Here is a 22,451-nt window from a genome sequence, read left to right on the forward strand (position 1 = left end):
GCCGCGGGGTTGACCTTGAAAATATCAGAAAGACGGAAGAACATCATGGCTCACTTTGCTCAAAAAAGACTCCACTTTCTTGACAGAAGTCCAAAGTGTCCCCAACCGAACATGAAGCGGCCCAAATCCGTTGCGCACCGGCTCAAAAAAACCAAGGTGGCTCAAAAAATCGGGAAGCGGCACGGCCGTAGTTCCAGGCCGCCCGCTTCCCGAAGTAGAGCGTCTCCAATATACAGCGGACCGACCCGCTTCAGCCGTGCCGCGTTGCCATCCGCAGTTTAAGAACTGTTTCCTTAAGACCGTTCGTCGAGCACGTCCTGCATGCGGTCAGGATAGTCTGTAAAGAGTCCGGTCACGCCCCAGTCCATTAGGCGGTGCATGTCGTCTTCTTCATTAATCGTGTAGATGTGCACCATGAAGTCGTGGTCTCTCATAGTCTGAACGAAATCTTCATCGATGACTTCTGTACCGTCATAATACTCCAGATGAGGACCGATGCCGTCTGCATAATCGGCGATAGCGTCAAAGTCTTCCTCGGTCATGTCATCCGGTGCCGGCGTTACATCGAGCCATTCTTCCATCTCGCCAGTCTCTTCATCTACTTCCCACCAGAGCAGCTGGACAAGAGGGATGTCGCTGTTAAGTTCGGAGATTTCCTGCAGGCTGTCCTGATGGAAGGACTGGATGATCACGTTATCCTCGTAGCCGAATTCCTCGACCATGTTGACCATCGGCTCTTCCATATCCTCGTTCAGGTACGTGGATTTGGTTTCAATGTAGTAGTTGACGTCTTCTCCGTACTCTTCAAAAATCTCTTCGAGGGAAAGAATCTCTGCTCCTTCATACGCTTCATCCGCGTCGTCTGGATTTTCTTCGTTGAACCAGGAACCGGCGTCCAGTTCTTTCAGCTCTTCCAGTGTGTGGTCGCCGATTTCGCCTTCGCCATCTGTCGTGCGGTCGATTTCGTCGTCATGGAAAGCTACGAGCTCATCGTCCGCTGTTTTCTGAATATCAAGCTCGATCCAGTCAGCGCCCATGTCGATCGCCTGATCGATGGCAAAGCTGGTCGCCTCCGGTGCGTGTCCGCTCGCGCCGCGGTGGGCAATGATTTTCGCTTCATTGTCCGTTCCTTCCGCTGACGTATCTTCCGCGTCGTCTTCGCTGCTGTCGTTGGTACCGTCATTGTTGTTGTCATGATTCGCTTCATTGTTCATGTTCTCGTCGTTCATGTCGTCCTCGTTATCGTTGTTCTGCTCTTCGTCATTCTCATCAAGGTTCTCGTTGTTGTTATTGTCGTCGTTGTTCTCGGTTTCTACGTTCGTTTCATTATCGGCACCGCCGTTGTCGTTCATGTTTTCCTCTGCGGCGTTGTTGTCTCCGCAGGCGGTCAGGATCCCGGCGATAAAAATGGTAGACATCAGGCTTGCTTTTTTCATGTGAATCGCTCCTTTTTTTCTCTTTATCGTGCTGTGATGGAGAGCGTCCTGCGCTTTTGTCCCTGTTTAAGAAAGTATACGTTCTCATACAGGGGAATGCGGCTTCATGCGCTGCACTGGAAGAAACAAAAACGTTTTCTTCCCTCAAAAAGCTTGCAGCGCTTCCGCACGCCATTCCGACCAAAAGGCGCTTTGCGCTTTTGTCTCAGGCTTGTATCGTAATGGCCGCTTCCTTCATGAGATGGTTTACTCTTCTTCTCCGGCTTCTGTTTCAAGCCATTCTTCAACCATGTCACGGTTTTCCTCAATCCAGTCTGCGGCAGCATCTTCAATTTCAACATCATTTTCAGCAACATCGAGCATGACTTCGTTCATGTCATCGGATTCCCAGTAGAAGTTGTCGAGAATCTCAAACGCGACAGGGTGGTCTTCTTCCAGACCTTCGCGTACCATCGTCCGGATTTCTTCTGATTCTGCGTAGACACCTTCTGGATCTTCGAGGAAACGGATGTCATACGCGTTGAACTTCCAGTGCGGCTCCCATGCCGTCACAACGACATTCTCTTCGTTCTGGTAAGCCCCGTCCAGTGCGCCGACCATGGCAGCGTCGGAACTTGGAGAAACGTCGATATCCAAGTCGTATGTTTCTACAACTTCTTCCGTGGAGAGCATGATGCCGGCACCAGCATCGATCCCGATGATTTCATCTACCACGTCGGAATCGAGTTCATCGATGCTCGTGATATCCATGTAGTCCGGTACAGCCAGTCCCGTACGGTTTCCTTCGAGGTTAGCACCCAGGTCGACTACGTCGTCGCCGTACTCTTCATACTCTGCTTCCATATCGGAAGGGAGCCAGGCACCAACAAAGCCATCAGCATCTCCGTTCGCGACACTGACCCACATTGGAGACTGTTCAAGTACGGTAAGTTCTACTTCGTACCCAGCTTCTTCAAGTACTTGTCCGATGACATTGGTAGACGCAAGCTCCGATTCCCAGGCGACGTAGGTGAGCTCGATTTCTTCGCCTTCTGGATCGTAATCGGCATCGGCTTCCTCTTCGTTCCCGCCGCAGGCAGACAACAGCAGGGCAGACCCCGTCAGTGCTGCGATGGTTTTCGTGTTAAGAAGTGCTTTTTTCATAATAAAATCCCCCTTGAAATAATTTGGAAAATTGCCAATATTGAATATTCTATGGAAAGCACACCTGGGCCCAGAACAGCTGGATCCGGGTGCTGAACACACAGGTTCTAAAGCTTCAGTTTTGTTCATTCTCGTCGTCTTCCGGAGGGTGGAAAGGAACCAAGTCGAAAATCTCTCCGGTTTTGACCATATCGGACAATCGCTGCAGCCAATAGTAGTAAGGCTTGGACTGCTCCAGGATGTCGTAGACTTCTTCTGCTTCCTGCCGTACTTCTTCGCTGAGGGTCGCTGTTTCCATGATGGAGTGGAGCTGTTTCTGCGACTGCTCAATTGCCTCCATGTTCAGTACAGCTTCTCTGTCCCACTTATGGCTGAAGAAGTTCGAGAAGAATTTGAAGAAATCACGCTCTGCCACATACGTGTGTTTGCGCTGTCCGCGTCGGAAGGTCTTTTTGACGACGTTGAAATCCTGCAGCTTCTTGACGCCGGTGGACATGCTCGGTTTGCTCATACCCAGCTCGTCCCGCATTTCATCGAGCGTCATGTCACCTTCGAAATACATCGTGCCGTACAACGTGCCTGCGCTGCGGGTAACCCCGTACAGGTCCATTGTTTCGGCAAGGGAGTCAATGACGAGATCTTTAGCATTGCTGATCGACGCTTTCGCCTGGTCATCACCAAATTCGGCCAATAACGTGAACCTCCCTTCCGGTTTGTTAAGAAAATATTTAACGTTTTTAATGATACTGATATTTGAGCATTTGTAAACCCTTGAATGGGAAGGAACCGCCCAAACTCCGCTCCTGATAGGGGATAGAACGATTAAAAAATTTTTAAAAGAACGGCTTCGTGAAGAAGGTATTTGGATGATATTTCAAATAAAAGGAATTATTTAGTCTTTTTATGAGGGGGACGTGTTTGTGATGCAGGAAACGGGGGGGGGGGGGGGGCGCTTCCCGACAGGCAGCACCGGCAGCGATGCTGCACATCGTGCGGGCAGGTGGGATTCCGTGTCTATATGTCCCGAGGGCAGGAGGAAATCGCTGGCCTGCCCGTCGAGAGCTGCTTGAGGTTCTGCCCGGCATGCCGCTCCGACCACGTGGCTTGCTGTGAGTGGGAGGGAATGCCGGCAGCTTGTGCACAGGTTGTCACGTAGAGCGGTGCTTGTTTTCGAGTTCGGCTTCGGCCGCCATGTTGCGGCTCTGCAGAACCACGGCGGTGAGTGCCAGTGGGATAATTAAAAACAGCCATTCCATGTCAGTCACCCTCCTTTAAAAGAATCAGCTCTGTTTTCCGTCAAATATTGAAGGGGAAAAGCCTTCGGCTCCTGTTTCTTTTGCTTTGCAGGAAAGCATAAGATGTCACAGCCGCCGTTCCGATCAAAAGGCGCTTTGCGCTATTGATCGCGGCAACGTCACGAAGCGAAAGCAGGCGGACGCCTGCGGAAGAAGCATACCGCAAGAGACCGCCGTGCGTCCGAGGAGGCTGGAAATGTCCTCTACGGCAGGTATGAGGAGCTGCGGCGGAGGTTCTCCCTGATCAACAAGAAACATGGACAGAGCGATAGAATAAGTCTTTATATGTACCCGTCTCCTCCGGAGGATAAACGCCGCACACCTGTGTGAGAAGCAGTAGTCTGATAGAATGGGAGGGGGAGGGATACATATGAAAGCGAAACACCTTATGATGCTGGCGGTCGTCCTGCTCGTCACGGCACTCCTGCTTCCATTGATGGGAGCTGTGCCGTTGACGGAGCGGTCCATTCTAATTCAAATCGGCGCTGCACTGTTGGCGCTGGCTTACGCGATCCACCTTTATAAGATCGAACAGAAAAGCAGCGATTCCTGAACGTCCTGCCAGTAAAGGGGCGGAGGACCATGCTGTGATGGTGCTCCTTTTGGATGTACCTGGAGGTCTGCTCTTCTCGTTGAGGCCCGCGGACTTTTCAAATCAGAGGGCTCTCCGCGCTTTTGTTCCATGATAGGAATGTATAATTTTCATACAGTGTGACGGCGGCTCCATGCGCTGCGCGGGAAGAACGTAGAACCTGTTCTTCCCTTGAAAAGCCTGCAGCGACGATGCACGCCGTTCCGACCAAAAGACGCTGCGTGTTTTTGTTCCAGGATAGGAATGTATAACTTTTCATACAAGGGGACGGCGGCATCGTACGCTGCTCGGGAAGAACGTAGAACCTGTTCTTCCCTTGAAAAGCCTGCAGCGACGATGCACGCCGTTCCGACCAAAAGGCGCTTTGCGCTTTTGTTCAGTAAAAGCAGCATACTGCGTGGGGAAACGGGGTATGAATGCAGAAGAAGACCGTCCCTGGGACAGAGGAGGAGAGCCGCCGATGGAGGAGGTGCTGCTGGAGCTGCTGGAGGAACCACTCGTCCTGCTGTTCCTCATTTTATTTTTAGGTTCTATGCTTGGGAAAGCCCATATTAAGGGGATCAGCCTCGGCATGAGTGCGGTGCTGTTTGTCGCGATGGCGTTCGGACATGCGGGGTTCCAGGTTTCTGACACGGTTCAGGACCTCGGGCTGAGTTTGTTTATTGTTGCTGTCGGACTGCAGGCCGGTCCGAAGTTTTTCCGCATGATGCGGACGTCGGGAGTGGTGTACGGCCTTGTTGCTGTCGTTACCATTGCAGCAGCGGCAGGAACGGCGCTGCTTATCGGTAGTTTCATGGAGCTGGATCCAGCTCTCAGTGTCGGGTTGATGGCCGGAGCATTGACCAGTACCCCGGGACTCGCCGCGGCGCTGGAAGCATCAGGTGAGGCGGCGGCGTCTGTCGGCTATGGCATCGCGTACCCTTTCGGCGTGCTGGCTGTCGTGTTGTTTGTGCAGTTGTATCCCCGGCTGTTTCGTATCAATATGGAACAGGAGCTCGATGACAAGACGGGGCCGGTCAGAAGCGAGGATGCCCCGGACGTGATGACCATCGAGGTGGATGATGAAGATGCGCATAAACGCACGCTCAAAGAACTGCAGGTAGGGAGAGGTACTTCCGCTGTCGTCAGCCGCGTGATCCGCGGAACGCGTAATATCATCAGTCTCAGCGATACCGTTATTCTAAAAGGGGACCACCTCGTCACGGTCGGGAAGAAAGAAGACCTGGAGGAAATCCGGGATCAGCTCGGTTTTGAAGTGACCGATCCGATGGAAAACCAGGACCACGTCCAGCTGCAGCAGATCACTGTCGGAGCGGAGGACATGGTCGGGAAAAGCTTGAGTGAACTCGCACTGCGCGGGAAGTATGGTGTTACCGTCACGAGGATTGAACGCGGCGGCATCGAGTACAACCAGCGGCCCGGCTGGCGCCTCGAGCAGGGGGATGTCCTCACCGTCGTCAGCAGCGAAGACCGTATTGACGAGGTGAAGAAACTATTTCAGCGAAAAAATCTGCAGACGACGAATATTCACCTGTTCTCTTTGAGCCTCATTCTGCTCATCGGAGTTACTGCCGGTATGATTCCTGTCACCATCCCGGGACTTGGATCGATCACCCTCGGCGTAGCAGGAGGCCCGCTGCTGGCAGCTCTGCTGATCGGACATTTCGGCCGGCTCGGTCCGATACGCGCGCGGTTTTTCCAGCCTTCGAACACGGTGATCCGGGACCTCGGTCTGGCGTTGTTTCTCGCGGGAGCCGGGACGACGGCAGGAGAGGGACTCGTGGAAGTGTTAACGGAAGAAGGTCTCTGGCTGATCGGAGCGGGAGCGGTTATGACCTTGGTGCCGCTTGCTGTCGGCTTTCTTGTCGCACGTTTTCTTTTCCGTCTCAGCGTCATGCACTCGCTCGGTTCGCTCTGTGGAGGTATGACAAGCACACCGGGGCTGGGCGTGCTGAATCAGATGGTAAGCCGGGAGGATGCCTCGATCGCCTATGCGGCGGCTTATCCATTTGCCCTGATTATTGTTGCCGTCGTGTCGCAGCTGCTCGTCGTGTTGATGTAGAACGGAAGAGAGGAGATGTCATGGAAACACTCATACCGGAATCCCTCGCGGAGCAAATCCGCGGTCAGTCCCAGCATGCCGCGCTGGAAGGGTTTGTCTACGGAAGAGGACCGGCAGAACCGAAGCTGATGCTGATCGGCGAAGCGCCCGGAGAAACCGAAGTCCACAGCGGCCTGCCCTTCACGGGACGAGCTGGCAAAGAGCTGACCGCTTCGTTGGAAGAGGCCGGCCTGTCCCGTGAAGAGATGTATATTACCAGTGCCGTCCGCAGCCGCCCGTACCGCTGGGGGAGACGGAACAACCGGGACGGAACCACCACCTTAAGGAAATACAATCGTCCGCCGACGAAAAAAGAGATTGCCCTGCACGCTCCACTGTTGGATGTGGAATTGGAGCAGACGACAGCCCCGCTGCTCGTCACCCTCGGGAATGTCGGCCTGCAGCGGCTGATCGGGAAGCATCACACCATCTCAGAGCAGCATGGACGACTCTACGAAGGGCCGGTGCTTTACTGGGACGGAACCGGGTTCGCGTGGACAGCGCGGACGTACAAGCTCCTGCCGACCTTCCATCCTGCATCGGTGTTCTATAATCCTTCAGTTCGAGAGAAGGTCCATGCAGACTGGCAGCAGATCGCCCACGTCCTGCAGCAGACAACTGGCCGGCAGAAAGGAGAACCACCATGCCACTCAAGCAGAAAATCGGATTGATCACAGCAGGGATCATCATCGTCATCATCGTATTGATTCCACTGCTCGGCAACCCACTGGCCCCCTGACTGCCGACAGATAGAACTTCAAAGCCCGCCCTTCATTTTTAAATGTAGGAATGTATAAGTTTTCATACATTGTGACGGCGGCTTCCTGCGCTGCTCGGGAAGCGCGAAGAACCTGTTCTTCCCTTCAAAATCGGCGGTACACGCCGGTCCGACCAAAAGTAGCTTTGCGCTTTTGTTTCGCGGCATCGGCGTGGTCCAGACCGATACGACCAGCCGAATGCTGCTGGCAGCAGGACCGTTTTCCCCTGTTCCAGATGCAGGGAGAAGGGGGTCGACAAGAGGTGCTTCCTGTGAAAAAATGGATGAAGAAGGAAAGAAGCACAGGGGGGATGAACGTCATGAAGAAGCTGGTATCAGCGGTGATGTTATTCGCAGGGGCAGGATGTACGTTCGGAGACAGCAGCCTGGAGAAGTGGGAACCGGAAACCGAAACGGCTGCTTCGATCATGAACACGGTAGGCGGCGACTGGGGAGCAGCTTCCTTTTCAACCGAAGAAGGGGAATTGACGCTTTCCGTTAAGCATTACGAGTACGGAGAGCTGCAGGAGCATCCGGGCTCGCTTGGTTCGGGTACTGCGGGTGAAGGCACCGTATTCGGTTCAAAAAGGGAAGAAGACGGGCGGATGGTGTTTGACTTATACATAGGGGATGAGACACAGTCCACTTCCGCCAGACACTTGATCGAATCGGAGGAGCTGCCCGAAGAGCTGTCGGCCAGCGGCTCCTTGTCATGGAACGCAGAGGAAGAGGCTGACCTGACAGAAGGTGTCTGCTTGCAGGCGTGGGTTTATTCCGATTCGCAGCAGCTGGCTGTCGACCCGGAGGTCCTTCGGTGCAGCGGAGCGGAAGACGAGCAGCTCGAAGACTATCCGGCTGCATTTCTGCTGCACGCAGAGCTTGAACCCGGGGATGCCGACCTCCCGGATTAGCCCATCAAGCCTGGGGAGAGGCCGGTATCAGTTCTTTTTCCAGTTCAGCAAACATCGTCTCATTGCCGGTAGCCCTCGCCAAGTGGCGGTAGGACTGAACGAGGTTCTTCCGGTCCAGATGGAAGATGCGGCTTTTATCGAGGCATTCCAGCGAATCTTCGGCAAACTCCCATAGAATCTGGGCTTTGTCTTCTCCGAGGGTTTCCGCCATGGTCCGGAACGATTTCGCCATTTCTGCGAGAATGAGATGATCGTCTGCGCAGTAGTGCCGGATAAAGCCGTAGCCTTCGTATAGATAGGATTCAAACGAATCAGCCTGGACGATCAATCTCGTTTCTCCATTTTCATCTGCCAGATATGGGGTGAAGGTGACATTGGTCACCACCTCCATCATGAGGCCGCTCATCTGATGAAGCGCGTTGACGGCTGTTTTTGGATCGCTGTTCCCGAGAGACTTGATCGCCACTTCGGCTAGTTTGTGCATCCCCATCCGGAGGTCCTGGATTTCTATTTCCTTATGACCGACGCGGATCATGTCATGAAACTTCTCGACATCGATCTCCTCGACTTTTTTCCCTCGAATGCTGAGCAGCTGGTTGCCGTCCAGCACCCAGTCTCCCATGCCGAAATGAAATTCGATGACGATGTCGGTTTTTCTGGCCGCTTCAATCATTTCCCGGTAATTTATCAGCTGAATGTACCCTGATTTTCGGGAGTAGAGGTGCCGGGAGCTTTCGAAAAATTCATCTTTCAGATCACCGGCATCTTTTCTCCGGTATACTTCGAGTTCATTACTGAGCGTATCTTTCATCATTTCTTCTGAGTTGGTTTTCATCGTATCGGTGATATTGTAAACCTGCATCCAGGTACTCGCGTGGTTAATGAAATAGATGAAGGTTACCGATGTGAAGAAAGCAAGGAAAATCGTCGTCATCGGCACAACGGAGAAAGAGTCGATCTCGGTGCTGCCAATGAAAAGAAAGACGAGGAGAACGTAGACGAAGCTTCCGTTAAAAATACCGAGCGCGTGCTGCGTTTTTTTGTCGGCGATGAAATTCAGCAGCATCCGGGGAGAGAACTGGCCGCTGAACGTCGTCAGGAAGACGAGCAGCGAGTTCAGCGTAAATGCGCTGAGTGTCAGAATACCACCGATGAGCGTGCTGACAAGCATCTGGGTTGTATCGGCGTGTATGCGGAGGACGTCCGGAGCATACTGCTCTGCGTTTCTGCCGAGGTCCAGATAGAGCGAGACGGCCGCAAGTGTGATGGCTATGCTGATATACAGCGCGGGCATATACCAGAGGGCAGACTGCATCTCGTGCTTTCTTTCTCTTCTCGACATATTGAAGTATTTTGCTACGGATTCAGGTAAGTAGTTTTTCACGTATGCTCCTCCGTTCGTAAAGATTCTTCTTCTTGCTTCCCTCTGCGGTGCTGTCGTTAAACTGCAGATTGACAGGATCAGCAGGAATACGTGCACAGGTTATACACCTGTTCTGCTAATGTTATGCACGAAAGAGTGCAAGGCTGCTTCCCTTTCCGCTGGAAGAAGAGGCAGGGAACGTGCATGCGACGAGGGCGGGAGGGGAATAGGAAAGAAAAAGCAGAAGGAGGTCGATAATGATGTGGAAGTCCTATGAAGAGCTGGCGTGGATCGAACCCCTCCTGCAGCCACTTGCTTCCTGCAGGAAAGAGGCGGAAGACGTGCTCCGGGAACTGGAGGCAGAGGGAGGCAGCATCCTGCACTTCGGATGTGGAGCTGGATGCTGGGACGCCCATTGGAAACAGCAGGTGACGATCACCGGCGTCGATTTGAGCCGCGGGATGCTACAGGAAGCTAAAAAACGCAATCCGGAGCTCCGCTACATGCAGGGCGATATGCGCTCGATCCAACTGGAAGAAGTTTTTGATGCCGTCGTCATCCCTGATGCTCTGCAGTATATGACGACAGTGGAAGACATCCGGAAGCTGCTGCGGAACTGCCGCCGGCATTTGAAGGATGGCGGACGGCTGCTCCTGCGTATTTATCCGGAAGAGACGTATGAGAACCGACGTTTTTCGAGTCACGCTGCCGGAGATCCATTGGATGTTACTGTATTTGAAGAACATTACCGCCTTCATGAGAATCAGTTTGAAGCACTTTATTTTTACGTCATCCGCCTTCACGGAAGCAGGAAGGTAGAGCAGGAAACACATATTCTCGGCCTGTTTCCACGAGCAAAATGGGCGGATTGGCTGCACGAAGCTGGATTCAGTGGACTCACAGAGGTAGAGGTGGAGACAGCCCGCGGTCGTTTCCTTCATGTCAGCAGTACGAAAGAATCTGCGCCGGACTCGGTATAACCATCGCAGACACACATGAATCGTCCCGTCCTTTCTATGAAAAGGGACGGGACTTTCTTCTTCGTTTGTTTTCAAGCGGTGGCAGGAAGGTTAAGAGCCGATTCTTTCGGGAATAGGTATTTACTGGAGTATGATTCGGACTGTATCCCTGGGAGCTTTGCTCACGGATGAAGAGAGGAGGATCACGATGGCAGAAGGAGAATATCGAGAAGATTCACCGCAGTATATCTGGACAGCCGTGTTCCTGGCGGCTGCTGTTCCTGCAGGCGTCTTTGCATGGCTTGAAGGCGGACTGCAGTTTTTTTTGCTGTACTTGATCGGTTTCGCTCTTGGGTTCACCCTCTTCCATACAAGGTATGGCTTTTCCGCCGTGTATACGAAATTATTTGAAGAAGGCAACACGGAAATGCTGCGCGGGCATATGCAGAAGCTGATCATCACGGTGACGCTCTTTGCGCTCATACTGGGAACCGGCACGGCATTCTTTGATGAAAGGCCCGAAGGGGCAGAAGGTGTACTCAGTTTCGGGCTGGTTTTCGGTGCTTTTTTATTCGGATTCGGCATGAATATCGGCAGCAACTTTTCTTTTTCTGCCATGAAAACACTGCGCGGCGGTAGAACAGCCCTGCTGTTTACCGTAGGTGGCTTCATGACGGGAGCCGTCATCGGTGCCTGGCATTTCCCATTCTGGAACATGACGCTTCCACACCACGCGCCGTTATCGATAGCGGAAGATACGCCGCTCGGCTATCCGGGTGCCTGGCTGCTGCACGTCTCGTTGTTTGCTGCTGCTGCCTTTGGAACGTACTGGTACCATAAAAAGAAACGACCGCCGGCACTTCCTCCCCTGCCGCGGGGAACCGGCTGGACGGAAATTCTTTTCTATACGTGGCCGATCTGGGTAGGGGCCACGGTTTTTGCTTTTTTAAATGCTCTCGTCCTTCTCGTGATGGGAAGTCCGTGGAAGCTGACGGCTGCGTTTATTACGTGGGGGTCCCACTTGTTTCAGTTTTTCGGGGGAAACCCGATTGAATGGAGATACTGGGAGGAGGAGCAGCCCCAGCAGGTGCTGATGCACTCGGTGTTTGCCGATGAGACGAGCGTATTGAATCTGGGGATTTTGACCGGGGTGGTGATTACGATGGCGCTCGCCGGCCTGATCCGCTTTTATAAAATACAAATACCGATGATGTTTGTCTCTCTGGCGGGCGGCCTGCTAATGGGGTACGGAGCAGCGATTTCCCACGGCGCCAACGTCGGTGCGTATTTCAGCGGCCTTGCCTCGATGAGTCTGCATGCCTGGATCTGGACGGTGATGGCGGTGCTGGGTGTATGGACGGCTTATAAAATCGGAAGCCGTATTTCCTACCTCCGTCCAAATTAATGCGCACAACCGAATAGTTATTTTTTCTTACTTGTTCTCGTGCTATACTATTGTAAGTATAAGGCGATAGTCTAACCAGAACATGTATTTGTCCCGAGCAGGTGATGCCTGCCGGAAAGGAGCTCCAATGAAAACTCGCAGTTGGAAAGTTGACCCAAGATATCTGTATGATTTTTTTCATCAACTTTATAAGGCTGTATTTTTAATGAAAGTGACAGATACAGGATACGAATATGTGCAGGTAACGGAAGAAGCGCGCCGACTGGGATCGCTCCCGGTGGATTATCACGGCAAAGCCATTCGTGATATCTACCCTGCGGACGTAGGTGACAAGCTGCACATACAGTACGATCAGGCTGTGGAACGGGGAGAGCCTATTTTTTACTCGGACAGGCTTCCGGACGGATCGGACCACCAGTATGTCTCTTCCGTGCTGCTGCCAATTGAAGATGACGAAGGCAGGATCGGCAGTGTCATTGCCATTACGAATGAACTCAAGGAAGAGATGCTTCACGGCATGCTGCACTCTGTCACGAAAATTGATTTCTTGACGCAGCTGCCGAACCTCGTCTGGATCAAAGAAGAGCTGCAGAACCTGCTGGAAAGCCGCGACGGCATCCAGGTGCAGGTGCTTTACATGAATGTGGACAGGTTCAAGCTGGTGAATGAGCTCCTCGGCATTGATAAGGGAAATGATCTGCTCCGCGAGTGCGCCGGCCGTATTAAAGAGCTGCTGCCCGAGGATGCGATGTTCGGACGGGTCGACGGGGATGAATTTGTCGCTGTCTTAAAGAACGCCGATACAGTGGAAGCACGTACCGCCGCTGAACGTATCATGGAGGCAGTTGCGTCGATGACAGCAGAAGCATCCGGCATGCGCCTCAACTTCAGCGCCTGTGTTGGAATCAGCGGCGGGAGCGAGTATGCCGGCTCTCTGATTGTGAATGCCTCTTCCGCGATGGTGGAAGCCAAGCAGGAAGGGCCGGGTACGCTGAGCTTGCATGAAAAGAAGGGGACCGCCCAAAAGAAAATGCATCAAATGAAAATGGAGATAGAACTCATCGAAGCGGTGGAACGGGACGACGTTTCGGTGGTATACCAGCCCAAGTTCAGTGCACTTGACGGCGCCGCCGGAGTGGAAGCACTGGCCCGCTGGCATTCCGAGGAATTCGGTCAAGTGTCTCCCGGCGTCTTTATTCCGATCGCGGAACGGTCGCCGCTGATCGAAAAATTAACCCACAACGTCATGGAGCAGGTGTGCAGGGATATCGACGCCCGGCCTGATATTTTTGCCGGAAGCATTACAGCAGTGAATTTATCTGCCAAGCTGCTGAAAAAAGAGGCAGTGAACAGAGTGATCGCTGCTCCGGTTGAAAAGTACGGCTTAAGCCCGTCGATGTTTGAGCTCGAAATTACCGAGCAGATGCTGGTAGAAGATATGAAAAGCGGCCGGGAGATGGTCGATTATCTGCGTCGGTTAGGCTTTCGTGTCGTTATTGATGACTTCGGTGTGAGCTATTCTTCGTTGAACTATCTGAAGAATTTCTCCCTCGACGGCATCAAAATTGATAAGTCGTTCATCCAGGATATCGACGAATCCGTGAATCCAAAAGAATATCAGATCGTCACGTTCATGATGACGCTCGCATCCAAGCTCGGGCTGAGTGTCACGGCGGAGGGAGTGGAAACCATCGGTCAGATGGAGCTTCTGACGGATCTCGGCTGTGAGTACCTGCAGGGATTTTATTTGAGCCGTCCGATGCCGCTGGACGAACTTCCGGAAGCGATCCGGGAGGGAACAGAAAAAATTCCAGGGGTGTGGGAAAAACCGGCATACGGTGACATGGTTGCCGATATTCTGCTGGAGACGGAGCGGCAGCGGAATGAGGAACTGCAGAAGCTTGGTGTGCTCCAGACGGATTTCTCCAAGGCGTATGACCGAATTACAAGAGTCGTGTCACAGACGTTTGATGTGCCGGTGGCGTTCATAGGCTTCATGTCTCATTCCCGGCAGTATATCAAGTCCGCCGTCGGACTGCGTCACGAGGACATCGAAGCCCCTATTCCACGCGAAAAGACGATGTGCACCCGCGTCATCGAGTCTGGAAAATCGCTCGTACTGCAGCATGCAGAAAAAGATCCCATGTACAAGGATCATTTGTTGGTCCAAAGCGGCTTTCAGTTTTATGCCAGTGTGCCGCTGTATACCGACAGCGGGCATATTCTCGGAACGCTCTGCCTCATGGATGTGAAGCCGAGATCGTTCAGCAGCGAGGATCTCCTTCAGCTGGAAGAGTTCACCTACTGGGTGATGGCCGAATTGAACCATGCTCTCCAGAAACGCCCTCAGCAGTGACTTCCTGAAGCAGATGTACGTGGATTGCTTTCTTTCTACACCTTCGCCAGCTGCGGCGGGCAGAAGGGTGAGAACAGTGTTGATCTATCAGAAGCCGCCTCCATCTGACGATGGAGGCGGCTTCTGTATGGTCGAAGGAGGAAAAGATCCTGAGATGACAGCGCTGGCGGAGCGCGCGGCGTCCCGATAAAAAGGTGCTCCGTGCTTTTGTTCTAGTTTAAGAAATCATAAGTTCTCATACAAGGAGACGGCGGCATCGTACGCTGCGCGGGAAGAACGAAGAACCAGTTCTTCCCTTGAAAAGCCTGCAGCGACGATGCACACCATTCCGACCCAAAGGCGTTTTGCGCTTTTATTCAGCGTGGCATACGGTTGTTCCAACCTCAACAGGTTCGGAGAAAAAGGCTGCTTCTTGGCAGGACGTCGAGTCTCAGAGGAAACAGCATCGGCTCCTTTGGTCCTCGACCAGGACTTCTGGTCTTCCTCACTACAAGACAAGCTGCTTATCCAAGATTCCTCTGATGCTTCGTACTGGAAAAGGTGCTTCGACTGACGGGGGCGGCTTCTTTGACGCTTACTCCGACCCGCAGGGCGCTCCGGCAGAGTGTAAATGTTCAGCGGAAAGGGTAATGGAAAGATACTATGTCAGGAGGAACCAGGAGGTGGCGCGATGTATGCCGTAACACGACAGGAAATGCAGCGTATGGAAACGTATGCGATCGAGACCATCGGGATTCCCTCGCTGGTACTCATGGAAAATGCAGCGAGACACGCTGCAGAAGCAGCAGTGCAGGCAGCACCCGGCGCAGGGAGATGGATCATTCTCGCAGGGAAAGGGAACAACGGCGGTGACGGGGCTGCCGCGGCCCGCCATTTGATGGATTTGGGACGGGAAGCGCTGCTCGTCTATGCTGTTTCTCCGGATTCGTTTGAAGGCGAGGCGGCAGTCCAGCGGGATATCGCAGCAGCGCTGGACGTGCCTTCAATGGTTTACGGAGAGGAAGAAATTCCGTGGAATCAAGGGGATGCTGTCATCGAAGCCCTGCTCGGGACCGGAGCTTCCGGACCGCCGAGAGAACCGTATGCTTCGCTGATCCGCGAATGGAAAACAGCCGGCCTTCCTACGGCAGCCATGGATCTGCCTGCAGGCGTGGATGCCGATACGGGAGAGCTGTCGGAACCGAATGTCCAGGCTGACTGGACCATGGCGCTCGGTGCTTCCAAACGAGGCCTCGAGCAGTATCCCGGCGCCGCCGCTGCTGGGGAAGTGATGGTCTGCTCGATCGGCATTCCGGAGAAAGTGACAGAAGCCTTTTCCCCAGCCGTCCGGAGGGTGGACGAAAAGATGCTGCAGCGCACGTTTGGCAGCACACATCCTCCGAGAGAAGCGGCCGGTCATAAGGGGACGTATGGACATGTCCTGGTGGCAGCCGGTACGAGAGCGATGGCTGGTGCAGGCCAGCTCTGCGCTGCCGCTTCGCTTCGAGCTGGTGCGGGATTGGTCACCTGGGCGATGCCGGAGCAGGTGTTCACTGCAGCCGGGTCCCGTATGCCGGAGGTGATGACGGCTCTCCTGCCGGATGACGGCGGTGGCAGCTGGGGTGATACGAAGGTACATGATTTTCTTTCGCATGCGGAAGGGAAGGACGTCCTTCTGATTGGTCCGGGACTCGGCCGGTGGAGAGGAGATACGGACTGGCTGCAGCAGGTGATGGAACAGACCGGCCAGGTGCTGGTACTCGATGCCGACGCCTTGAATATCGCAGCGGAGATGCCATCGCTTTCCGGTCGGAGAAACCTCGTCCTCACCCCGCATCCTGGAGAAATGGCGCGGCTTCTCGGCCTCTCGATCGAAGCAGTGCAGCGGGACCGGTATGCAGCTGCATCCCAGCTGGCCGATTCTACGGGTGCCGTCGTAGTACTGAAAGGAGCACGCACCGTTACTGCGGTGCCGGAAGGACGCATGTACGTCAATACATCTGGGAATCACGGCATGGCCACCGGGGGTGCAGGAGATGTGCTCGCTGGTATCACAGCCGGATTTGCAGCAGGGAGCAGCTCGCTCGAGGCGGCCGTCGTACAGGCGGTCTATGCCCATGGCCGGGCGGGCGAACGGGCTTCAGCGTCAAGACACACAGCTGCCTCCGTGACAGCCGGCGACTTGATTCAGTACTTCTAATCACATCAAAGAAAGGAAGAGAAGGATGAAAGCAGCGATTTTTGATTTTGATGGTACACTGGCAGATACGCTGCCAATCGTTTTTCGATCATTTCAGGAAGTGTTCCGCCGGTTTGATGATAAGGAACTGACGGAAGAAGAGATCCGGGATATGCTCGGCCCGGCGGAAGTCGACATTTTGACAGAACATCTGGCATACAGGCCGGTGGATGAAGCTATGGAATATTTCTATGAAGTGTACGAGCGCGATCATGATTCGCTGGTCACCCAGCGGAGCGATCTGCAGCAGGTGCTCGAAGAAATAAAAAAGCAGCTGCCTCTGGCGGTCGTGACCGGAAAGTCTTCCCGTGGACTCGCTATTTCCTTGAAAAAACTCGGCATGGAGCAGCTTTTTGACGTTGTCATCAGCGGTGATGACGTTCATGAACCGAAGCCGGACCCAGAAGGTGTGAAAGCGGCCGCTTCCCGGATAGGAATCCGGCCGGAAGAAGCCTTTTTTGCCGGAGACAGCGATGTCGATATTCTCGCCGGCTCCAGCGCCGGTGCAGTTACCATCGGCGCCCAGTGGCTCGAACATCTCCAGCAGCAGCAGTTCGAAAAGGAGCCGGACTACACCTTCGCCGATCCGGCCGTTTTTCATGAATTCATTAAATCGGAACTGAAGCAGGGGTAGCGTCTGATACGTCGGTTCGTAAGAAAGCATAAGATGGCATAGCAGAATGAAGGCGGCTTCGCGCGCAGCAAGAGAAGAATGAAGGTTCTGTTTTCCCTCAAAAGCCTGCGGCACGCGCAGTGCCCTTATTCCTTGACGCAGCTTTCGCCGAACGTTACATTATACGAAAAGAGGGAGGTTGTTTTTGTGCAGCACCTCATTTGGAAAGCAGCCCGTGCTGCGGCGATCCGCTTATTACCTGCGGTCAGCCGTGGTGTAATGAACATGAGCCGAAGTGGAAAAGCCGCTCAAGTCAGAAAAGGGGCCTCTCGGATGATTCAGCGTCTCTGGCAGACGTTTATGAGAAGATAACCAGCAGCCTTTTCTGTCTGATCGACAAATACGTGTTGAGTAAGGAAAAGAAGCAGGAACAAGCAGCAGTAAGTAAAGAGCCCCTCACCATGTTTCAGGTGAGGGGCTCTTAGGCTGTTGACAACGTCTATCTGTTTCCCTGTTTATTCGTATGGTTGTATTTCCCCGCTGCTTCCCGGCGGAAGGGGTCTGTCCGAATCGGCTCCGGCAGCTTCTCTTTCAGCCTGCTGCTCTTACAGTGGGGCATCGGATGCTTTACGTGCCGCAGAACGTGCGGTAAGGAAGGCTCGAAGGCGGCGGCGGCTCCTGATAGGAAGCAGGCGTCTGTTCGTAATCAAAAGGAGAGGACAGAACAGCCATCAAGGCGTGAAGCGGCTCCATGTCCCCGCTCTCTGCCGCAGCCAGCGCTTCTTCTACACGGTGGTTCCGCGGAATGACGGCCGGGTTGGCCCGCTTCATGATTGGGAATGCAGGTTCGTCCTGACGCTCCCGGCGTGCTTTCACTTTCGTGTACCATGTTTGAAAAGCAGGCGTCTGCAGCACATTCGCTTTCTCCCAGTTTTCTTCGGTGAGTCCGGCGAATGTATTCGTCCAGTCCGCTTCGGCGGCCTGCATCATGCTGAGAAGCTGATCGATCAGCGGTTCATCGTCCTCTTCCTGCCCGGCCAGACCGATTTTGGCCCGCATGACGTCCAGCCACGCTTCATGGTAAAGCTCCGTGTATCGATACAGTTCTTCCTGTGCCGCTGCCAGGGCTTTTTCTTCGTCTTCGTCGAACAGCGGCAGCATCGATTCAGCCAGGCGGGCCAGGTTCCAGCCGGCGATTTTCGGCTGGTTTTCATAAGCATAGCGCCCTCCCTGGTCGATGGAGCTGAAGAACGTGGCGGGATCATAGGCATTCATGAACGCACAGGGGCCGTAGTCCATCGTTTCCCCGCTGATGAACATATTGTCTGTGTTCATGACCCCGTGAATAAACCCAACTCCCTGCCACGAAGCGGTAAGGGAGGCCTGCCGCTCCATCACCCGTCTGAAGAAAGCCAGGTAAGGGTTGTCGGCTTCGGCCGCTTCCGGATCGTGCCTGTTGATGGCGTAATCCGCCAGCTGCTGGACGAGCTCTGTTGAACCGAACTGGGCTGCATATTGAAAAGTTCCCGCGCGTAGATAGCTGGAGGCAGCTCTAGTCAGGACCGCGCCCGGTTCCATGCGCTGACGCCGGACTGTCTCCCCGGTTGCAACGACAGCCAGGCTTCGGTTCGTCGGGATCCCCAGGGCGTGCATCGCTTCGCTGATGATATACTCCCGGAGCATCGGGCCGAGTGCAGCTCTGCCATCGCCGCCTCGCGAGAAAGGCGTTCTGCCGGATCCTTTTAGTTGAATGTCCATCAGCCGTCCGTCCGGACACTGCTGTTCTCCTAAAAGATGTGCTCTGCCATCCCCGAGCATGGTGAAGTGGCCGAACTGATGGCCGGCATAGGCCTGAGAAATGGGGTACGCCTGCTCGGGAAGCGTGGTGCCAGACAAGGTCTGCGCCGCTTCCGCCTCTGCTTCGTCTGCATCGAGACCGAGAGAATCCGCGAGACCGCGGTTGAACAGCAGCAGCTTCGGCGCTTCCGCCGGCGCTGGTTCGGCTGGTACAAAAAAGGTTTCATGAAGATAAGCGTATGTCTGCTTCAGCTGCCATCCGGCAGTAGAAGATTGTGTCATAATCATCCCTCGCTTTCTCCTCCATCATAACAGCTGCAGGCGGGATGGTGATAGTGCCGCCGCTCCGGCAGAGGAAGTTCCCGGCAGACGTAAGCACGGATAAAAAAACACGCCGGAAGTTCTTCCGGCGCGGGGGTGGGAATCGTCATGCTGTCCGTACTCTGGTGCAGCCCGGGTGTCAGACAAGCCCTTTGGTACTGGTGCTCTATCCAGCAGGAGCAGTGTCGGCTACTTTTACCGCTGCGCTTTTTGGACGGATGTCCAGAGCGGCGAGCTTAGCTACAGGCATCCAGACCGGATTGGCATAGGCTGTGCTCTGCAGAGTTTCATGGGTCCCGGGGACGAGAGAGACGTAGTAGTAATGTTCCAGCATGTCTGCGGCATGGACGAATGCTTTTGTTTCCAGGCGGACAGGGCTGCCGGTAAGGGAGGAAGCTTCCCGGATTGCGGAAGCTTCCAGGTCTGCAGCAGTGTCTGTTTCGGTCGTCGGGAAAGTGTAGGAGAAGTGATTGCCCTGCCGTTTCTGCAGCAGGAGTACATGGGCTTCCTGTATAATAATCAGTCCGGCACGCTGTCTCATTTGAAGATGCCTCCATTCAAGTGGTGTTCCTCGTTATACTAAGTTCTACCCTCTTTTACCGAAGAAGAAAAGGGATAAGTTCCATTTTTCCGGTATTGTTATGGGAAAGAAAGGTTATTGCAACAAACTGTAATACACAAGGAGGCTTGAATGGAGGGCAGGGGCGTGAATATGTCGAGACACTGTGCAGCTTTCGCCTGACTGGAATCGACCTGAACCGGCATCTCCGGAAGAAGCCGGTCCTACAAAGCGGATCGAACAGGATTAGGCATGCGTGATGACGATCTTTCCGATGTGCTTTTGTTCCGCCAGATACTGGAATGCCTCAGGTGCTTCATCGAAACGGAAAGTCCGGTCGATCACGGGCCGGATCCCGGCAGAGTGGATGACGTTGTTCATTCGTTCGAAGTCATCCCTTGAACCGACAAAAACGGATCGAATATTGGCGCCGCCGAACAAGTCGAAGTAACTGATGTCATCGCCTTCGGTGCTTAATACACCGATGAGGACGGCTTCGCCGCCGGGACGAAGGGCAGCCAGCGACTGCTTAATGGTCGCAGGGCCTCCAACTTCAAGCACCCGGTCGACTCCGCGGCCTGCTTCAGCTGCCTTTTCTCCCCAGGATGGAGTCTCTTTGTAATTGATGATCGTTCCGGCGCCCAGCTCTTTCAATCGTTCGGCTTTCCAGTCCGCGGACGTAGTACTGACGGTCCGGATGCCGAGTGCGTTTGCGAGCTGGACTGTGAAAATGGAAACGCCGCCGGTGCCGAGGGTGAGAACGGTGTCGCCTGCTGTCAGCGGGGAAGGGCCCTGAAGGCCGTTCCATGCTGTAACAGCAGCACATGGCAAGGTTGCTGCTTCTTCCATGGTCAAATGTTCCGGCACGGCTGTCAGCTGTTCCTGATGCACCACTTTGTAATCGGTCAGCCAGCCATCGGAATGGGTGCCGTAAGGCTGAAGATAGTCCGGACGGATCGAGCCGATGAATTCTTTCATGAAATTCCCGACAACCCGGTCTCCCTTTTGAAATCGGTGGACCTCTTCTCCGAGTGCAATGATTTCGCCGGCTCCGTCGGACAACGGAACTACGCCGTCTTTGACTCCGCCGGGATACATCCCCTGAAGAATGGCATAGTCCCGATAGTTTAACGAGGTGGCGTGCACGCGGATGAGTACTTCCCCGCGCTGCGGCTCTGGAATCGATTCGTATTCCAGCTTCAGTGCGGCAGGTGTCTCTGCCGTTATTGTACGATAGACGCGGTTATCCAAACTTCTCACTCCTTCCTGATAGTCCCCATCCTTTTTCCCGCAGGAGCCGGTGAATAAACGAAGCAGCCTACGTTCTCATCGTGAGAAGCGGGTGATTCGCACGCGGCGGGGGAAGCACTGCGCCATGTTGTTCTTTGCAGGCCCTCCTGAAGGGAAGAAAGAAGGGTCTTTTCGCTACAAACCGTGAAAAATTTTCAAATTTGAGGGTGCTCCCTGCTTTCAGAGAGGATTGTGCAGTATACTAAAGAGAGAAGGAAGCAGGAAAGGATGTAAATCATGATCAGAACAACGATCCACTGGCATGAAGCAGTGAGACTTTATGAAGAGATCCATGGTAAAGAGCCGGGCCTGCTGAAACAGTTTCAGCGGCACGGCCGCGAAGAAGGGTTTCATGTCCGCGTATTCGAACGGCGGGGAAAGCTGAAAGGATTTGCCTACGGGATATCCGGAAAGGCCGTCCGTACAGAAGCACCGTGGATGCTGCCATCTGACTGGTATATGGACGACATTCAGCATACGTTTTTCATCATGCAGGTGCAGGCTCTAAAGGATGAGAAAGAAGAGAACATGGAGGCGGTCCTGATCCGGGCACTCGCTGCCGGTCCTGAAGCGAAACGGATTGCCCTGGTTGTACCGGAGGACGACGAGTCGCTGGCCGGGAAACTGGAAGCTCTCGCGTGGGAAAAAGCGGGGACGGTCAAGAAACCCGATGGCACGCGGGGGATCTGCTGGATCCAGGAGCGGAAGAAGTAACCCGCTGCTGTTCGAACGCGGTATTCTCCGGTGTGTCCAGCGGGACTACGGTGCGATCAGCGGAGGCACAAGCTTCTTTCCTATGGGATAGGATGTGTACAGCGGAAGCCTCACGCGGAAGAAAAGACAGGCAGTGCGTTCGTTTATCAACAACTTGACGAGCCGGCGATGGATTCACTCCATCGCCGGCTCGTTTTTTGTAGTAATAGGAATGTATAAGTTCTCATACAAGAAGACGGCTGCTCTATGCGCTGCACGGGAAGAACGAAGCACGTGTTCTTTCCTCAAAAAGCTTGCAGCGCTTCCGCACGCCGTTCCGACCAAAAGGCGCTTTGCGCTTTTGTACTTTGATTGGCATGCAGGAAGCCGGTGCTGCGGCGCGTCGAGGTTTCTTCGTGAGTCGACAGGGTTGGCAGCATACCTCGACGTACCTCCCGCTTTGGGTGGCGGGGGCGAAGCCGTCTGGCGGACTTTTTCTCCGGGGCAACGGGCTTTCGGCGCGGGGCGTCGAGGTTTGGAAGTCCGGGCGACAGGCTTTGCCTGCCGAGTCGACGAGGTTGCTGCCGGCCGCCGGACCAGAGGCCAGGACGAAAGAGAGATCGGTTCACCTTCTCGGGTAGC

18 protein-coding genes are annotated in these 22,451 nt (G+C 54.1%); 10 read left to right on the forward strand and 8 right to left on the reverse strand.

Annotation, left to right across the window (positions count from 1 at the left end; genetic code table 11):
* Nucleotides 1–293: 293 nt before the first annotated feature.
* The 3 genes from G477_RS19230 to cudC form a co-directional block, all read right to left on the reverse strand.
* Nucleotides 294–1,436, reverse strand: a complete 1,143-nt coding sequence (locus tag G477_RS19230) for a glycerophosphodiester phosphodiesterase family protein (protein WP_026697745.1) — start codon at nucleotides 1,434–1,436, stop codon at nucleotides 294–296.
* Nucleotides 1,437–1,682: 246 nt separating this feature from the next.
* Nucleotides 1,683–2,579, reverse strand: coding sequence for a glycine betaine ABC transporter substrate-binding protein (locus G477_RS0109425; RefSeq protein WP_051287872.1), 897 nt, complete (start codon nucleotides 2,577–2,579; stop codon nucleotides 1,683–1,685).
* A gap of 115 nt (nucleotides 2,580–2,694) precedes the next feature.
* Nucleotides 2,695–3,270: a choline uptake/conversion transcriptional regulator CudC gene (cudC, locus tag G477_RS0109430; RefSeq protein ID WP_026697747.1), complete on the reverse strand. Its 576-nt coding sequence runs from the start codon at nucleotides 3,268–3,270 to the stop codon at nucleotides 2,695–2,697.
* A 974-nt stretch (nucleotides 3,271–4,244) separates the two neighbouring features.
* Between cudC and G477_RS0109440 the strand changes: the two genes are divergently transcribed.
* The 4 genes from G477_RS0109440 (at nucleotide 4,245) to G477_RS0109460 (ending at nucleotide 8,235) form a co-directional block, all read left to right on the forward strand.
* Complete coding sequence (locus G477_RS0109440; protein WP_026697748.1) at nucleotides 4,245–4,427, forward strand: hypothetical protein; 183 nt, start codon at nucleotides 4,245–4,247, stop codon at nucleotides 4,425–4,427.
* 451 nt (nucleotides 4,428–4,878) lie between these two features.
* Nucleotides 4,879–6,528 (forward strand): aspartate:alanine exchanger family transporter, encoded by a 1,650-nt coding sequence (locus G477_RS0109445; RefSeq protein ID WP_245575466.1) that lies wholly within the window; start codon nucleotides 4,879–4,881, stop codon nucleotides 6,526–6,528.
* A 20-nt stretch (nucleotides 6,529–6,548) separates the two neighbouring features.
* Nucleotides 6,549–7,238, forward strand: a complete 690-nt coding sequence (locus G477_RS19235) for a uracil-DNA glycosylase (RefSeq protein WP_051287874.1) — start codon at nucleotides 6,549–6,551, stop codon at nucleotides 7,236–7,238.
* A gap of 358 nt (nucleotides 7,239–7,596) precedes the next feature.
* Nucleotides 7,597–8,235 carry a hypothetical protein gene (locus G477_RS0109460; RefSeq protein ID WP_156897328.1) on the forward strand — a complete coding sequence of 213 codons (639 nt, stop codon included), beginning with the start codon at nucleotides 7,597–7,599 and terminating at the stop codon, nucleotides 8,233–8,235.
* A gap of 4 nt (nucleotides 8,236–8,239) precedes the next feature.
* Here G477_RS0109460 and G477_RS0109465 read toward each other — a convergent pair whose 3' ends face one another.
* A complete protein-coding gene (locus tag G477_RS0109465) occupies nucleotides 8,240–9,619 on the reverse strand; it encodes a DUF2254 domain-containing protein (RefSeq protein WP_026697751.1) in 1,380 nt (459 codons plus the stop codon).
* A 236-nt stretch (nucleotides 9,620–9,855) separates the two neighbouring features.
* On the opposite strand from G477_RS0109465, the gene G477_RS19240 reads away from it, so the two are divergent.
* The 5 genes from G477_RS19240 to G477_RS0109495 all read left to right on the forward strand — a co-directional run bounded on the left by G477_RS19240 (nucleotide 9,856) and on the right by G477_RS0109495 (nucleotide 17,170).
* Nucleotides 9,856–10,578, forward strand: a complete 723-nt coding sequence (locus G477_RS19240) for a class I SAM-dependent methyltransferase (protein ID WP_051287876.1) — start codon at nucleotides 9,856–9,858, stop codon at nucleotides 10,576–10,578.
* A gap of 187 nt (nucleotides 10,579–10,765) precedes the next feature.
* Nucleotides 10,766–11,962, forward strand: a complete 1,197-nt coding sequence (locus G477_RS19245; RefSeq protein WP_051287878.1) for a YeeE/YedE family protein — start codon at nucleotides 10,766–10,768, stop codon at nucleotides 11,960–11,962.
* 205 nt (nucleotides 11,963–12,167) lie between these two features.
* A complete protein-coding gene (locus G477_RS19250; RefSeq protein WP_051287880.1) occupies nucleotides 12,168–14,318 on the forward strand; it encodes an EAL domain-containing protein in 2,151 nt (716 codons plus the stop codon).
* A gap of 670 nt (nucleotides 14,319–14,988) precedes the next feature.
* Nucleotides 14,989–16,497 (forward strand): NAD(P)H-hydrate dehydratase, encoded by a 1,509-nt coding sequence (locus G477_RS0109490; protein ID WP_026697752.1) that lies wholly within the window; start codon nucleotides 14,989–14,991, stop codon nucleotides 16,495–16,497.
* A gap of 25 nt (nucleotides 16,498–16,522) precedes the next feature.
* Nucleotides 16,523–17,170 (forward strand): HAD family hydrolase, encoded by a 648-nt coding sequence (locus tag G477_RS0109495; protein ID WP_026697753.1) that lies wholly within the window; start codon nucleotides 16,523–16,525, stop codon nucleotides 17,168–17,170.
* A gap of 606 nt (nucleotides 17,171–17,776) precedes the next feature.
* Here the strand turns inward: G477_RS0109495 and G477_RS0109505 are convergent.
* From G477_RS0109505 to G477_RS0109515, 3 genes are all read right to left on the reverse strand, one after another.
* Nucleotides 17,777–19,228 carry a protein adenylyltransferase SelO gene (locus G477_RS0109505; protein WP_026697755.1) on the reverse strand — a complete coding sequence of 484 codons (1,452 nt, stop codon included), beginning with the start codon at nucleotides 19,226–19,228 and terminating at the stop codon, nucleotides 17,777–17,779.
* Between the two features lie 205 nt (nucleotides 19,229–19,433).
* A complete protein-coding gene (locus tag G477_RS0109510; protein ID WP_026697756.1) occupies nucleotides 19,434–19,808 on the reverse strand; it encodes an NUDIX hydrolase in 375 nt (124 codons plus the stop codon).
* A gap of 264 nt (nucleotides 19,809–20,072) precedes the next feature.
* A complete protein-coding gene (locus G477_RS0109515) occupies nucleotides 20,073–21,077 on the reverse strand; it encodes a zinc-dependent alcohol dehydrogenase family protein (protein ID WP_051287882.1) in 1,005 nt (334 codons plus the stop codon).
* Nucleotides 21,078–21,353: 276 nt separating this feature from the next.
* On the opposite strand from G477_RS0109515, the gene G477_RS0109520 reads away from it, so the two are divergent.
* Nucleotides 21,354–21,830: a hypothetical protein gene (locus G477_RS0109520; RefSeq protein WP_026697758.1), complete on the forward strand. Its 477-nt coding sequence runs from the start codon at nucleotides 21,354–21,356 to the stop codon at nucleotides 21,828–21,830.
* Nucleotides 21,831–22,114: 284 nt separating this feature from the next.
* Here the strand turns inward: G477_RS0109520 and G477_RS21605 are convergent, their stop codons facing one another.
* Nucleotides 22,115–22,249, reverse strand: a complete 135-nt coding sequence (locus G477_RS21605; protein WP_281171131.1) for a hypothetical protein — start codon at nucleotides 22,247–22,249, stop codon at nucleotides 22,115–22,117.
* Nucleotides 22,250–22,451: the final 202 nt, after the last annotated feature.

The organism is Alkalicoccus chagannorensis DSM 18086 (genome assembly GCF_000429725.1).
GTDB classification, from domain to species: Bacteria; Bacillota; Bacilli; order Bacillales; family Salisediminibacteriaceae; genus Alkalicoccus; species Alkalicoccus chagannorensis.